The following is a 15,037-nucleotide window of genomic DNA, read 5'->3' on the forward strand; positions in this document are numbered from 1 at the left end:
TTCACCCAGCCATTTTTGAATTGCCGACCCTTGATATGCCCGATACCACTTTGAAACTCGTGCCCGGCCAGGTGAGCTTGGCCGACTGGTGCGCCATTTACCGGGGGGCCACACCCAAACTCGACGCGGCTTGCGCGGCGGCCGTACAAGCCAGTGCCGATGCCGTGGCCCGCATCGTGGCCAAGGGCGAGCCGGTGTACGGCATCAACACCGGGTTTGGCAAATTGGCCAGTGTGCGCATCCCCGCAGACGAACTGGAAACCCTGCAGCGCAACATCGTGCTGTCGCATGCCGCTGGCGTGGGTGAGGCCACGCCGGTGCCCATCACCCGCCTGATGATGGCCCTGAAAATAGCCAGCCTGGCACAAGGCGCATCGGGCATTCGCCCGGCCACCTTGGCTTTGCTGGAGGCGATGTTGGCGCGGGGCATCATCCCTACGGTGCCAGGCCAAGGCTCTGTGGGGGCGTCGGGTGATTTGGCACCCTTGGCCCACATGACCGCGGTGATGATCGGTGTTGGCGATGCCGACACCCCTGCGGGCCGCCTGCCTGCCCTGCAGGCGCTGGCCAGTGTGGGCCTGGCGCCTGTGACCCTGGGCCCCAAGGAAGGCTTGGCCTTGCTCAACGGCACGCAGTTTTCGACCGCTCATGCGTTGGCGGGTTTGTTTGAAGCCGAGCGCCTGTTCCAGTCGGCCATGCTCACCGGTGCCTTGTCGACCGATGCGGCCAAGGGGTCGGATGCACCCTTTGACGCCCGCATCCATCGCTTGCGCAAGCATCGCGGCCAGATCGTCACCGCAGAGGCGTTGCGCCAATTGCTGAGTGGCAGCGGCATTCGCGCTTCGCACCTGCAAGGCGACGAGCGGGTGCAAGATCCTTATTGCCTGCGTTGCCAGCCCCAAGTCATGGGGGCCTGCTTCGATGTGTTGCACAACGCCGCCCAGTTGCTGGAGACCGAGGCCAACGGGGTGTCGGACAACCCGCTGATTTTCAGTGACACCGATGAGGCCTTGTCGGGGGGCAACTTCCACGCCGAGCCAGTGGCCTTTGCCGCCGACATGATTGCCATGGCCATTTGCGAAATCGGCTCTTTGGCCGAACGCCGCATTGCCATGCTGGTGGACCCTGCGCTGTCGGGTTTGCCCGCTTTTCTCACACCCAAGCCGGGCCTGAATTCAGGCTTCATGATCCCGCAGGTCACGGCCGCTGCACTGGTGTCCGAGAACAAGCAACGCGCTTACCCCGCCAGTGTCGACTCGATCCCCACATCGGCCAACCAGGAAGACCACGTGTCGATGGCCGCGCATGGCGCTCGTCGTCTGCTGCCGATGGCAGACAACGCCATGGCCGTGATTGGCATCGAGTGGCTGGCCGCAGCCCAGGGCTGCGACTTTCATGCGCCGTTGCAGACCAGTTCGCCTTTGGCCGCAGCTGTGGCTTTGTTGCGTGCGCACGTGGCGCACCTGGACGAAGACCGCCACATTCAGCCCGACATGCAAGCGGCCATTGGCATGGTGCGCAGCGGCGCCTTGCTGCAGACCTGCACCGGCATCAGCTTGCCTGGCTTGCGCTGAATCCGCCGACCCATAATTCACTTCATGTTCACCCCCAAGGACGCCACCATGAGCACTCTGAACGACCCCCGCCTGGACCCGACCCGTGTGGTGCGCGCACCGCGCGGCACGCAACTGACCTGCAAGAACTGGGTCACCGAAGCCGCCTACCGCATGGTGCAAAACAACCTCGACCCTGAGGTGGCCGAGAACCCGACACACCTGGTGGTGTACGGCGGCATTGGCCGTGCAGCCCGCGATTGGGCCTGCTTTGACCAGATTCTGGCGTCACTGAAAGATCTGAACGAAGACGAGTCTTTGCTGATCCAGTCGGGCAAGCCGGTGGGGGTCTTCAAAACGCACGCCAATGCGCCCCGCGTGCTGATTGCCAACTCCAACCTGGTGCCCAAGTGGGCCAACTGGGAGCACTTCAATGAACTCGACCGCAAGGGCTTGTTCATGTATGGGCAGATGACGGCGGGCTCGTGGATATACATCGGTAGCCAGGGCATCGTGCAGGGCACATTCGAGACCTTTGTGGAGGCCGGCCGCCAGCACTACAACAACGACTGGGCAGGCCGCTGGATTTTGACCTCGGGCCTCGGTGGCATGGGCGGTGCACAACCCCTGGCCGCCACGCTGGCGGGCGCCTGCTCGCTCAACATCGAATGCCAGCAAAGCAGCATTGATTTCCGTTTGCGCACACGCTACGTCGACAAGCAGGCCAAAGACATCGACGAAGCATTGGCCATGATCGCGCACCACACTGCGGCCAAAGAAGCGGTCTCGATTGCCTTGCTGGGCAACGCCGCTGACATCCTGCCCGAGCTGGTGCGGCGCGTCAAAGCCGGTAGCATTCGCCCCGACCTGGTGACCGACCAGACTTCTGCGCACGACCTGATCAATGGTTACCTGCCGTCCGGCTGGACGGTGGCGCAATGGAAAAACGCGCAACGCGAGCCCGCGCAGCACGCAGCCCTGACCGCAGCCGCGGCACAGGGTTGCGCCACGCAGGTGCAAGCCATGCTGGACTTTCAGGCCATGGGCATACCCACGGTCGACTATGGCAACAACATCCGGCAGGTGGCCTTTGACCATGGCGTGAAGAATGCGTTTGACTTTCCGGGTTTTGTGCCCGCCTACATTCGCCCCATGTTCTGCGAAGGCAAGGGGCCGTTCCGCTGGGTGGCTTTGTCGGGTGATCCTGAGGACATTTACAAAACCGATGCCAAGATCAAGGAGCTGTTCCCGGACAACAAGCACACGCACCGGTGGCTGGACATGGCGCGCGAGCGCATCAGCTTTCAGGGTTTGCCGGCGCGCATTTGCTGGCTGGGTTTGGGTGAGCGGCACCTGGCCGGTCTGGCTTTCAATGAAATGGTGCGCACGGGCGAATTGAAAGCGCCGATCGTCATCGGGCGTGACCACCTGGACACCGGCTCAGTGGCCAGCCCCAACCGCGAAACCGAAGCCATGAAAGACGGCACCGATGCGGTCAGCGATTGGCCGCTGCTCAACGCCTTGCTGAACACGGCCGGCGGTGCCAGCTGGGTCAGTCTGCACCACGGCGGTGGTGTGGGCATGGGCTATTCGCAACATGCGGGCATGGTCATCGTGGCCGATGGCAGCGATGCCGCCGCTGAGCGCCTGGCGCGCGTGCTGGTCAACGACAGCGGCTCGGGCGTGATGCGCCACGCCGATGCCGGGTATGAACTGGCCGTGGCCACCGCCAAAAAACAGGGTTTGAAGCTGCCCATGGTGAAGTGACTGCGGCGATGCCCCGATAGATGGTTTTTTTGTGGATCTTTTGAAACCATGACACTGAACCGATTTCATCTGCCGGACCTGCCGGCGACACCTTGGAAAAACGGGGGGGGCGTCACGCGCGAGATCGCTTGTGTTCCGGTGGGCTCGGGCATGGCCGATTTCGACTGGCGGGTAAGTGTCGCGCAGATTGCCAGCGATGGCCCGTTTTCAATTTTTCCTGGGGTCGACCGGGTCATCACTTTGCTAGAGGGCGGCGGGGTTCATTTGCAGAGCGAAGACGGTCAAATTGAGCACCGCCTTGAGACCCCGTTGGCACCCTTTGCCTTTGCGGGAGAGGCCCCTGTTCATGCCCGCTTGCTGGCCGGTGATTGTTTCGATTTCAACAGCATGACCCGGCGTGCGGTGTGCCGCGCCAGCGTGCAGATCGTTCGGGCGCAAACCGAATGGCCCAGTTGCACCCAGGGCTTGTTCATGTCGGTGCAAGGGCATTGGCTGCTCGAAGGCCAAAGCCCTGAACCTCTGATGCCGCAACAAGGGCTGTGGTGGTGCGATGCCGCGCTGGCCTGGCGCCTGGTGCCGCAAGATCCCGACGCAGCGCTTTTGGCCTTGACCCTTCATTACCATTGACCATGACCTCTTCGTTTTCTGCCCCAACCTGGCCCAGTGCCGATGGTGTTTGGCACCACTTGCATTTGGCCCCCGAGGCCTTGGGTGCGGGCGCTGACGCAGTCCCCGATGCGGCCCTGGTGGTGGATCAGGGCGTGCTGGTCTGGGTCGGCCCACACGCCGAGCTGCCAGGGGCGTATCGGTCATTCAAGCGGCACGACGCAAAGGGTGCTGTGGTGACGCCAGGCCTGGTCGATTGCCACACGCACCTGGTTTATGGCGGGCTGCGTGCCAACGAATTCGCCATGCGCCTGGCGGGCGCAAGTTACGAGGAGGTGGCCCGCGCCGGTGGGGGCATCGTGTCCACCGTCAAGGCCACACGGCAGGCCAGCGAAGACGAATTGTTTGAAGCCGCAGTCCCTCGCATGATGGCTTTGCTGGCCGAGGGTGTGTGCGCCATCGAGATCAAATCTGGCTATGGCTTGAGCCTGGCACACGAACGCAAACAACTGCGCGTGGCCAGGCGCCTGGGGGAAGTTTTTGGGGTCACGGTGCGCACCAGTTTTTTGGGTGCACACGCCTTGCCACCCGAATACGCAGGGCGCAGCGCCGAGTACATCGACTTGGTCTGCTACGAGATGATGCCGGCCCTGGCTGCCGAGGGCCTGGTGGATGCCGTGGATGTTTTTTGTGAAAGCATCGGCTTCACACTGGCTGAAACGCAAAAAGTATTTGAGGCCGCCAAAGCGCTGGGCTTGCCTGTGAAGTTGCATGCCGAGCAATTGTCGGACATGGGGGGATCGGCCCTGGCCGCACGTTATGCCGCCTTGTCGTGTGACCACATCGAGCATTTGAGTGCCCAGGGCATTGCCGCCATGCGGCAGTCCGGCACGGTTGCCGTGCTCTTGCCCGGTGCTTACTTCACCTTGCGCGACACCCATTTGCCACCGATTGCGGCGCTGCGTGAGGCCGGCGTGCCCATGGCGGTGTCCACCGACCACAACCCCGGCACCTCGCCCGCCCTGAGCTTGTTGCTGATGATCAATATGGCCTGCACCTTGTTTCGCCTTACCGTGCCCGAGGCGCTGGCGGGCGTGACCCGCCATGCGGCCCAGGCGCTGGGTTTGCAGGCCACACATGGGCAGATCCATGTGGGGGTGCCGGCCAACTTTGTGCTCTGGCCAGTGGGGGATGTGTCTGAACTGGCTTATTGGTTGGGCCAGCGCCCCGCATGCAGTGTGGTGCGCCAGGGGCGTCTGGCCGTTGACGGCATGGCGCTGTCCAGTCAGTTGGCGTGAACATTCCCATGACGATATTTATGCTCGCCCACACTTTTGCAAGTCATCCATCCTGGCAACACACACCATGAACTTTCAAACGACCGAGCCACCTTTTCGTTTTCGCCAAGGCACAAGGCCCTTGCTGATTTCCATGCCGCATGTGGGCACGCATGTGCCGCCTGCGCTGGCAGCACGCCTGACCGACGAAGGTCGGCGCGTTCCCGATACCGACTGGCACCTGGAACGTCTGTACGACTTTGCCGATGCCTTGGGGGCTTCGGTGCTGGTGGCCACGCATTCGCGTTTTGTGATCGACCTGAACCGCCCGCCGGACGGAGCGAGTCTGTATCCCGGGCAAAGTGTGACCGGCCTGTGCCCAGTGGATTTGTTTGACGACCAGCCGCTGTACCGGGACCTGGCTGAACAACCGGATGAAGCAGAGATTGCCCAGCGCCGCGAAGCCATCTGGCAGCCCTACCATGCGCAACTGGCGCTTGAGCTGGCACGCATCCGGTCCGAGCACGGCGCGGCGGCCTTGTGGGATGCACATTCGATTCGCTCGGTGGTGCCGCGTTTTTTCGAGGGCACCCTGCCCGAGCTGAATCTGGGCACCGCCAATGGGGCCAGCTGCAGCCCGGTCTTGGCCGAGCACTTGCTGGCCATTGGCAAACAAGCCGCCCCCTACACCGCCGTGCTGAATGGCCGTTTTAAAGGCGGGCACATCACCCGCCAATATGGCAAGCCCGAGCAGGGCATCCATGCAGTGCAACTGGAAATGACCCAATGCACGTACATGCAGGAACACTGGCCGTTTGATTACCTGCCTGAAGTCGCAGCGGGCGTGCAACCGCATGTGCGGCGCATGCTGGAGGCGGTGCTGGCGTTTGTGGAAGCTGCAGCGGTCAAGGCTTGATGCGCGCAAGCGCAGCTAAGGCCTGATGTGGCAAATGAAGATGTCGGACCCGAGGACGATTTGTCCGTGGTCACCACGACTCAGATGCCGGCGCCCCGTCGGGGCGATGTGGCAAAGCGAAGCGCCTCTGAGCCCTGGCGGGGCGCCGGCAGCTGAGTCTGCCTCAGGCATGTGCGACCGACCCAGCAAAAGCTCACTTCTTCTTGGCCACCACCCGCACCATCTCCAGGCACTGTTTGGCGTAACCCCACTCGTTGTCGTACCAAGCGACGATCTTGACGAAGCTTTTGTCGAGGGCAATGCCGGCGGTGGCATCGAACACGCTGGCGCAGGATTCGCCACGGAAATCGGTGGAGACCACTTTCTCGTCGGTGTAGCCCAGCACGCCTTTCAAGGCGCCTTCGCTTTGCGCTTTCATTTCGGCGCAAATTTCGGCGTAGCTGGCTTCGTTGTTGAGCTCCACGGTCAGGTCAATCACGGACACGTCTGAGGTGGGCACGCGAAAGGCCATGCCGGTGATCTTGCCCTTGATCTCTGGGATCACCACGCCCACCGCCTTGGCCGCGCCGGTGCTGCTGGGGATGATGTTTTCCAAAATCCCTCGGCCACCGCGCCAGTCTTTGCGGGACGACCCGTCCACGGTCATCTGGCTGGCGGTGGCGGCGTGCACGGTGGTCATCAGGCCGCGCTTGATGCCCCATTTGTCGTTCAGCACCTTCACCACGGGAGCCAGGCAGTTGGTGGTGCAGCTGGCGTTCGAAACGATGGTCTCGCCCGCGTATTTCTTATGGTTCACGCCGTAAACAAACATGGGGATGCTGTCTTTGGAAGGCGCCGAGATCACCACCTTTTTGGCACCTGCGGCGATGTGCATCTGGCTGGTGGGCTCGGTCAGGTAGTGGCCTGTGCATTCGAGCACGATGTCCACGCCCATGGCGCCCCACTGCAAGTTGTGCGCATCGCGCTCGTGCGAGAGCTTGATCTTCTTGCCGTTCACGATCAGGGTGTCTTCGGTGAAGTCCACCGTGCCGTCAAATCGGCCGTGCACGCTGTCGTACTTGAGCATGTAGGCCAGGTAGTCAGCGGGCTTGGGGTCGTTGATGCCCATGATCTGGATGTCGGTGAAGCCGTGTTTAAGGGCAGCACGCAAGGCCAGGCGGCCGATGCGGCCGAATCCGTTGATGCCAAGCTTGATGGTCATGGAGAATGCCTTGGGGAAAAGTTACAAAACGGTTACGTAACCGGTTTTTAAATCAAGACCCTTGCATGGACCTGATCCCTGAGCGTGGTTTCGGCACCCACGGGCACCGAAACCTTTCAGCCGGTTGTGCCTTGTCAGGCCTTGAGCAGTGCAGCGTGGACCGTGTCGGCCACGTTTTCGGCGGTGAAACCAAAGTGCTTGAACAAAACAGGGGCCGGGGCCGATTCGCCGTAGGTGTCGATGCCGACCACCGCGGCGCAGCCGTATTTCCACCAACCGTCGGTAGAACCCATCTCGACCGCCACGCGGGGAATGCCCGCGGGCAGCACGCTTTGCTTGTACTCGGTGTCCTGGCGGTCAAACACGTTGGTGCTGGGCATGGAGACCACGCGCACACCGATTTTGCGTGCGGCCAGCAGCTTTTGCGCGGCCAGGGCCAGTTGCACTTCAGAGCCGGTGGCGATGATCACGCCATGGGTCTTCTTCATGCCCACGCTCTCAGGCTCGGACAGCACATAGGCGCCACGGCTGATGTCGCCCAGATCGCTTTTAGGTGAGTAGGCCAGGTTCTGCCGGCTCAGCAACAGGGCCGAAGGCCGGTGCGCGTTTTGCAGGGCCACGGCCCAGGCCACGGTGGTTTCGGCGGTGTCGGCGGGGCGCCACACGTCCAGGCCGGGAATCAGGCGCAGGCTGGCGGCGTGTTCGATCGACTGGTGGGTCGGACCGTCTTCGCCCAGACCGATGGAGTCATGGGTGAACACATGGATGATGCGTTGCTTCATCAGCGCGGCCATGCGGATGGCGTTGCGCGAATAGTCGCTGAAGGTCAGGAAAGTGCCGCCGTAAGGGATGTAGCCGCCGTGCAGGGCCAAGCCATTCATGATGGCGGCCATGCCGAATTCGCGCACGCCGTAGTTGATGTGGCGACCGATCTGGCCTTCAGCCGTCTTCACCACATCACCGGCCAGGTCCACGCGGAAAGCGGGGGTGCTCTTGGTGTTGGTCAGGTTCGAGCCCGTCAGGTCGGCCGAGCCGCCCAGCATTTCGGGCAGGGCGGCGGTGAAGGCTTCGAGTGCCAGCTGGCTGGCCTTGCGGCTGGCCACGGTCTCGCCTTGGGTGTGGGCCGCAACGACGGCGTCAAACGCCACCTGGTTGAAGTTCTTCGGCAGATCGCCCTTCATGCGGCGCACAAACTCTTTGGCTTGGGCCGGAAATGCGGCTTTGTAAGCGGCAAAGGCGGTGTTCCACTGGGCTTCGCGGGCGGTCCCTGCCGCCTTGGCGTCCCAGTCGGCGTAAACCGCTTTGGGGATCTTGAAGGGCTCTGCTGTCCAGCCTAGGGCTTCGCGTGTCAGCTTGATTTCTTCTGCGCCCAGAGGCTCGCCGTGTGCCTTGGAGGTGCCCGCGCGGTTCGGCGAGCCTTTGCCGATGGCGGTCTTGCAGACGATCAAGGTCGGCTTGTCGGCGCTCAGCTTGGCGCTGGCAATGGCCTTGGACACCGCGCTGGCGTCATGGCCGTCCACGGCATCGATCACGTGCCAGCCGTAAGCGGCAAAGCGCTGCGGCGTGTTGTCGATGAACCAGGGGGCCACCTGGCCGTCGATCGAGATGCCGTTGTCGTCGTACAGAGCGATCAGCTTGTTCAGCTTCCAGGCGCCGGCCAATGCGCAGGCTTCGTGGCTGATGCCCTCCATCAGGCAGCCGTCACCCAGGAACACATAGGTGTGGTGGTTGACGATGGTGTGGCCGGCCTGGTTGAACTCGGCAGCCAGCATCTTCTCGGCCAAGGCCATGCCCACGGCATTGGTGACGCCCTGACCCAGTGGGCCGGTGGTGGTTTCCACGCCGGGGGTCACGCCCACTTCGGGGTGACCGGCGGTTTTGCTGTGCAGGGTGCGGAAGTTTTTGAGTTCTTCGATCGGCAGCTTGTAGCCGGTCAGGTGCAGCACCGAATAGATCAGCATGGAGCCGTGGCCGTTCGACAGCACAAAGCGGTCACGGTTGGCCCAGTGTGGGTTTTTCGGGTTGTGCTGCAGGTGGTCGCCCCACAATGCCACCGCCATGTCGGCCATGCCCATGGGGGCGCCCGGGTGACCCGAGTTGGCTTGTTGAACAGCGTCCATTGCAAGGGCGCGGATGGCGTTTGCCATTTGTTGTTGATTGGCCATGGGGGTCAGCTTTCGGGAAAGTATTCTGGAAAACCCGTGATTTTAGCGGTTGTCTGCCCGACGCCAACGACTGGGAGCCCATCACACAGGGCTTGCGCACGGAGAGTTTGACGGCGTCCCTCAAGGTGTTGCCGCTTGTGCCCAGGGGGCGGCAATGGCCCACGCGGTGGGCTGTTGGGTGGGCTGGCCTTGGACTTGAATCAGGCTTCAGGCCGTGCTTCTTTTTGTTGGCGGGCCAGCACATGGCGGCGCATGGCCACCGCGGGCGCGTCGGCAGCCACTGAAAATTCGTACAAATATTCGGCCGGAGTGCTGGCGAGGGCTTGTTCTTGCAGGGCCAGGCCGTCCACATCTTCCTGAAAAGCCACGAACAACTGCTGGTGCATGAAGTGCGTGGTGGCCGTATCGCCTTGCGCAAAATCGCGCCCATGCACGATGAAATAATGTGTACGGGTGGCTGTCTCGGGGGTGGGCATGTGCGCGGTGCGGATGCGAAAGTGCGGGCGTTCGTCTTCTGGCAAATGACAATCGTAAAAAGTCACCGACACCTCGTGCAGCCCCAAACTGCGGAACTCGGAGCGCACGATGCGGGCAGCTTGGTTCTGGCCCGTCAGCCCGGTGGGAATGCCCCACACGGGGGGCAAGGTGGTGGGCACCACCTTGCGCAGCAAGGCAAATTGACCCTCGCCGAGCTCGCTTTCAAAAGCGGCTTTGGCGTAGTCGGGCGTGCCAAAGCTCTTGGCGTGCAAAAAACTCAAATGGGTCAGGTCCAGCAGGTTTTCGTGCAGGCGCACGTAATTGGCTTGCAAACCCAAATAGCCTTGCGAGCGCTCCCACTGTGCGTCTTCCATCCAGTCTTGCGCGGGCAGTTTGCTCAGGTCGGCCTGCTCGGCATCGCCCATCCAAATCCAGACCACGGCACCGCGCTCATGGGTTCGGTAGGCTTTGATGCCCATGTTTTTCGGGCAAGTGGCTTGAGAAGGCACCTCGATGCAGTCGCCCTCGGTGTTGAACCGCAGGCCGTGGTAGCCGCAGACGATGGTGTCCTGCTCCAGCGAGCCGGCTGACAGGGGCATGGAGCGGTGCGGGCAACGGTCTTCTAGGGCCACAACGCGCCCATCGGCCGAGCGGAAAAAAACCAGGCGCCTGCCCAGCAGGGTGCGGGCCAGCAATTGCTGTTGGATCTCTTCGCCAAAAGCCGCGACATACCAGTCGTTCATGATGAACGGGGTGTGCCGGTCGGCCAGCCGAAGTGCCGCATTTTGCGCGGCAACGATGACCGTTTGAGCAGGGCGTGTCATGGGCGAGTCTCCTTTTTCAACAGGTGGGACGGATGCCTTGGGCGGGCATGGCTGATCGAGTTTATGGCTTCGGGCTGGGCTTTTTGTGTCTCAGGAGCGCCTTAAGCGTGGCAACATTCGGGGATGACCCCTCGTTTTCATCCCCCAGCCACAGGCCATGACTTGAGCACAGCCCCTCTGGCCCAGGCCATGCTGCTGGCCGCTGGCCGTGGCGAGCGCATGCGCCCCTTGACCGATGCCCTGCCCAAACCCTTGCTGGCCGTGCGCGGTCAGCCCTTGATGGCGTGGCCCATGCAGGCGCTGGCCCGAGGGGGCTTCACCCGGCAGCTGATCAACACCGCCTGGCTGGGCGAAAAAATTTCGGCTCACTTTGGTGCGCAAGCCAACTGGCCAGGCTTGCCAGTGGTGGACTTGGCCTATTCCAACGAAGGTCATGACTTCGGCCGAGCGCTGGAAACCGCGGGCGGCATTGTGCGCGCCTTGCCGCAATTGGCCGAAGTCTTCTGGGTGGTGGCGGGCGATGTGTTTGCGCCCAACTTTGTCTTCGCGCCAGAGGCCCTGCAGCGCTTTGCCGCCAGCCAGCACACCGCGCACCTGTGGCTGGTGCCCAATCCGGCGCACAACCTGGGCGGCGACTTCGGGCTTTCGCCCGCAGGCCAGGTGCTCAACCTGCCCAAGGGTTCTGAGGGCTGCGAGCACACCTTCAGCACCATCGCGCTGTACAAAAAAGCTTTTTTTGCCGCTGCCGAGCTGCCCCCCGGTAACCCCGAGGGCGTGGCGCTGGCGCTGGCCCCCCTGCTGCGCTCCGCGATGGACCGGGGTGAGGTTTCTGGCGAGGTCTACGCGGGCGAATGGACCGATGTGGGCACGCCTGAGCGGCTGGCACAGTTGAACGGTTGACGCCTGCACCACGGGTTATTGCACCCCTCCTACAATGCCGAGATGACCTCCCCTACGATCTACGCACAACGCCGTACCCGCGTCGCTGCCCAGCTGGGCACAGGCGGCATCGCCATCATTCCCACCGCGCCTGAGCAGCAGCGCAACCGGGACAGCCATTACCTGTACCGGCACGACAGTTACTTTTATTACCTCACTGGCTTCACCGAACCGCATGCCACGCTGGTGATCACGGCCGAGGGTGAGGTCACGCTGTTTTGCCAGCCCAAGGATTTGGAGCGGGAAATCTGGGACGGCATTCGCCTGGGGCCGGATGCCGCGCCCGCCGCTTTGGGCCTGAGCCGGGCCTTCCCGATGGGCGAGATGGCCGCACAAATGCCCAAGTTGCTGGAAAACCGCAGCACGGTCTGGTACCCATTTGCCATCCACGCAGGTCTGGAAGGCCGTGTAGACGGCTGGCTGCAGTCGGTTCGAGCGCGCGTGCGTTATGGCGCTTTGTGCCCCGACCAGCAGCGTGACCTGTGCAGCGTCCTCGACGAGATGCGCCTGGTCAAAGATGCCCACGAGCAAGACACCATGCGACGGGCCTCGGCCATCAGCGCGCGCGCCCACATTCGGGCCATGCAGCGCAGCGCTGCCATGTTGCGCGCCGGGGAAGAGGTGCGCGAGTTCCACCTGGATGCTGAGCTGCTGCACGAATTTCGTCAACATGGCTCGCAGTACCCGGCCTATGGCTCCATCGTGGCCGGCGGGGCGAATGCCTGCGTGCTGCATTACCGTGCGGACACGGCCTTGATCAAAAATGGCGATTTGGTGTTGATCGATGCGGGTTGCGAGCTCGATGGCTATGCCAGCGACATCACCCGCACTTTCCCGGCGAACGGCTTGTTCACAGGTCCGCAGCGCGCCTTGTACGACCTGGTGCTGGCTTCGCAAGATGCGGCCGTGGCCGTGACCAAGGCGGGCGCCCGGTTTGTCGATCCGCACGAGGCCACGGTGGCTGTGCTGGCGCAGGGCCTGCTCGATGTGGGCTTGCTTGATAAGAACAAGGTGGGCAGTGCGCAAGACGTGATTGCCAACCGCAGCTACTTCCAGTTTTACATGCACCGCACCGGCCACTGGCTGGGCATGGACGTGCACGACTGCGGCAGTTACGTGGAGCCTTCACAAGTGGGCCAGATCAGTGAGCGCAAAGACCCCTTGAGCGGCGAGACCATCAAGGACCGCCCGAGCCGCATTTTGCAGCCAGGCATGGTGTTGACGATTGAGCCGGGCCTGTATGTGCGTCCGGCAGCGGGCGTGCCCGAGGCCTTTCACAACATCGGCATTCGCATCGAAGACGACGCCATCGTGACCGAGACCGGTTGCGAGCTGATCACGCGCGGGGTGCCGGTCAAGGCCGACGAGATCGAAGCCCTGATGAAGGCCTGATCGGGGCATGACCCAAGCCGATCCGGGCATACCAAGAGCCGAGCACGGCACCCTCTTGTCGATCCAGACAGGCCGGGTTCGTCCTTTGATGGTCAGTGGGCGCAAGCTGGCTTCGGCCATTGGCAAAACCCCTGTGACAGATCAGGTCGAAGTGGGCGTCCTGGGCCTGCTGGGCGACGAACAAGCCGACCCGACCGTGCACGGTGGTTTGAGCAAGGCGGTCTATGCCTTGCCTTCAGAACACTTGCCTTGGTGGCGGGCGCAGCGCCAGAACCAGGGCGTGACGATGTTCGAAGAAGATCTGGCCCCTGGCATGCTGGGCGAAAACCTCAGCCTGCAAGGCGTCCTCGAACAAGACCTGTTCATCGGTGACACCTTGCAGTTGGGCGAAGTGGTCTTGCGCGTGACCCAGCCCCGTGAACCCTGTGGCAAATTCAACGCCGTCATGGGTTATTCGCAGGCGGCCAAGGACATGGTGATCAGCGGGCGCTGCGGGTTTTACCTGGCGGTCGACCGGCCGGGTGTGTTGCAAGTGGGTGGCACTTTTGACGTCATTCCGGGGCCGCGCGCCATCAGCGTATTGCAAGCCTTGCAGCACAAGGCCTGGAAGCATCTGCGTTGATTCGTGTGCAAAAGTCAAAAGCCAACTCACTTGCCAGGCGTATTGGGGTCAACAAAACCCTTTAATCGGGGGTCTACAATGAAATACGACCGAGCTGTCACCCCGTGCATTGACACCCTCCATCCCATTCAGATCGGCTGCTGATCCTTGGCGCCCTTGACAGCACATTCCCCAAACGGAGCAAGAACAATGACCAACAAGGTCCAAGCTGAAGAAAAACGAGCACAACTGCGCAAAGCCGCACTTGAGTACCACGAGTTCCCCACCCCCGGAAAAATCGCCATCGCGCCGACCAAGCAACTGGTCAACCAGCACGACCTGGCTTTGGCCTACTCCCCAGGCGTTGCGGCGCCGTGCGAAGAAATCGTCAAAGACCCGGCTGCGGCCTTCAAATACACCAGCCGGGGCAACTTGGTGGGCGTGGTCACCAACGGCACCGCCGTGCTGGGCTTGGGCGACATCGGCCCGCTGGCCAGCAAGCCGGTCATGGAAGGCAAGGGCGTGCTGTTCAAGAAGTTTTCGGGCATCGACGTGTTCGACATCGAGATCAACGAAAAAGACCCGGACAAGCTGGTCGAAATCATCGCCTCGTTAGAGCCGACTTTTGGCGGCATCAACCTCGAAGACATCAAGGCCCCTGACTGTTTCTACGTCGAGCGCAAACTGCGTGAGCGCATGAAGATCCCGGTCTTCCATGATGACCAGCACGGCACCGCCATTGTGGTGGGTGCGGCCATCCTGAACGGCCTGAAAATCGTTGGCAAAGACCCGAAAAAGATCAAGCTGGTCACCTCGGGTGCAGGCGCTGCGGCCTTGGCCTGCCTGGGTTTGCTGGTCAAACTGGGTATCCCGCGAGAAAACATCTGGGTCACCGACTTGGCGGGTGTGGTCTACGAAGGCCGCACCGAATTGATGGACGAAGACAAGATCCAGTTCGTGCAAAAAACCGAGCAGCGCACCCTGGCCCAGGTGATTGAGGGTGCCGATGTGTTTCTGGGCTTGTCGGCAGGCGGTGTGCTCAAGCAAGACATGGTCAAAAAAATGGCCGGCAAACCGCTGATCTTTGCGTTGGCCAACCCCAACCCCGAAATCGATCCTGAAGACGTCAAGGCTGTGCGCGACGACGCCATCATGGCCACGGGCCGCACCGACTACCCCAACCAGGTCAACAACGTCCTGTGCTTCCCTTACATTTTTCGGGGTGCTTTGGATTGCGGCGCGACCACCATCACGCTGGAGATGGAAATCGCTGCCGTGTACGCCATTGCCGAACTGGCCCAGGCCGAGCAAAGCGAAGT

Annotated in this window: 12 protein-coding genes; 9 read left to right on the forward strand and 3 right to left on the reverse strand. The window is 62.3% G+C overall.

Translation table 11 applies throughout. The annotated features are described in order from the left end of the window. The first annotated feature begins 35 nt into the window (after positions 1-35). From hutH to hutG, 5 genes are all read left to right on the forward strand, one after another. Positions 36-1,574: a histidine ammonia-lyase gene (gene hutH / locus ACIQ3A_RS05215; protein WP_396430695.1), complete on the forward strand. Its 1,539-nt coding sequence runs from the start codon at positions 36-38 to the stop codon at positions 1,572-1,574. 48 nt (positions 1,575-1,622) lie between these two features. Next, positions 1,623-3,320 (forward strand): urocanate hydratase, encoded by a 1,698-nt coding sequence (hutU, locus tag ACIQ3A_RS05220; protein ID WP_396430696.1) that lies wholly within the window; start codon positions 1,623-1,625, stop codon positions 3,318-3,320. A 48-nt stretch (positions 3,321-3,368) separates the two neighbouring features. Next, positions 3,369-3,947 carry a HutD family protein gene (locus ACIQ3A_RS05225; RefSeq protein ID WP_396430697.1) on the forward strand — a complete coding sequence of 193 codons (579 nt, stop codon included), beginning with the start codon at positions 3,369-3,371 and terminating at the stop codon, positions 3,945-3,947. Positions 3,948-3,949: 2 nt separating this feature from the next. After that, the gene (gene hutI, locus ACIQ3A_RS05230; RefSeq protein WP_396430698.1) at positions 3,950-5,224 is read left to right on the forward strand and encodes an imidazolonepropionase; all 1,275 of its coding nucleotides are present in this window, start codon (positions 3,950-3,952) and stop codon (positions 5,222-5,224) included. Positions 5,225-5,291: 67 nt separating this feature from the next. Beyond that, positions 5,292-6,119, forward strand: a complete 828-nt coding sequence (hutG, locus tag ACIQ3A_RS05235; protein WP_396430699.1) for an N-formylglutamate deformylase — start codon at positions 5,292-5,294, stop codon at positions 6,117-6,119. Between the two features lie 193 nt (positions 6,120-6,312). On the opposite strand, the gene gap is transcribed toward hutG, so the two are convergent. The 3 genes from gap to ACIQ3A_RS05250 form a co-directional block, all read right to left on the reverse strand. Further along, on the reverse strand, positions 6,313-7,320 hold the full coding sequence (gene gap, locus ACIQ3A_RS05240; protein ID WP_396430700.1) for a type I glyceraldehyde-3-phosphate dehydrogenase: 1,008 nt from the start codon (positions 7,318-7,320) through the stop codon (positions 6,313-6,315). Between the two features lie 134 nt (positions 7,321-7,454). Further along, positions 7,455-9,485, reverse strand: a complete 2,031-nt coding sequence (gene tkt / locus ACIQ3A_RS05245) for a transketolase (protein ID WP_396430701.1) — start codon at positions 9,483-9,485, stop codon at positions 7,455-7,457. 200 nt (positions 9,486-9,685) lie between these two features. Continuing rightward, entirely contained in the window at positions 9,686-10,786 is a 1,101-nt protein-coding gene (locus tag ACIQ3A_RS05250; protein WP_396430702.1) for a Rieske 2Fe-2S domain-containing protein, read from the reverse strand. A gap of 189 nt (positions 10,787-10,975) precedes the next feature. Between ACIQ3A_RS05250 and ACIQ3A_RS05255 the strand changes: the two genes are divergently transcribed. From ACIQ3A_RS05255 to ACIQ3A_RS05270, 4 genes are all read left to right on the forward strand, one after another. After that, positions 10,976-11,686 carry a nucleotidyltransferase family protein gene (locus tag ACIQ3A_RS05255; RefSeq protein ID WP_396430706.1) on the forward strand — a complete coding sequence of 237 codons (711 nt, stop codon included), beginning with the start codon at positions 10,976-10,978 and terminating at the stop codon, positions 11,684-11,686. 42 nt (positions 11,687-11,728) lie between these two features. Beyond that, positions 11,729-13,117 carry an aminopeptidase P N-terminal domain-containing protein gene (locus tag ACIQ3A_RS05260; RefSeq protein WP_396430703.1) on the forward strand — a complete coding sequence of 463 codons (1,389 nt, stop codon included), beginning with the start codon at positions 11,729-11,731 and terminating at the stop codon, positions 13,115-13,117. A gap of 7 nt (positions 13,118-13,124) precedes the next feature. Then, positions 13,125-13,739 (forward strand): MOSC domain-containing protein, encoded by a 615-nt coding sequence (locus tag ACIQ3A_RS05265; protein ID WP_396430704.1) that lies wholly within the window; start codon positions 13,125-13,127, stop codon positions 13,737-13,739. Between the two features lie 189 nt (positions 13,740-13,928). Continuing rightward, a partial coding sequence (locus ACIQ3A_RS05270; RefSeq protein ID WP_396430705.1) for a malic enzyme-like NAD(P)-binding protein occupies positions 13,929-15,037 on the forward strand: 1,109 nt, incomplete at its 3' end.

This window comes from Limnohabitans sp. (genome assembly GCF_044361985.1).
Taxonomy (GTDB): domain Bacteria; phylum Pseudomonadota; class Gammaproteobacteria; order Burkholderiales; family Burkholderiaceae_C; genus Limnohabitans_A.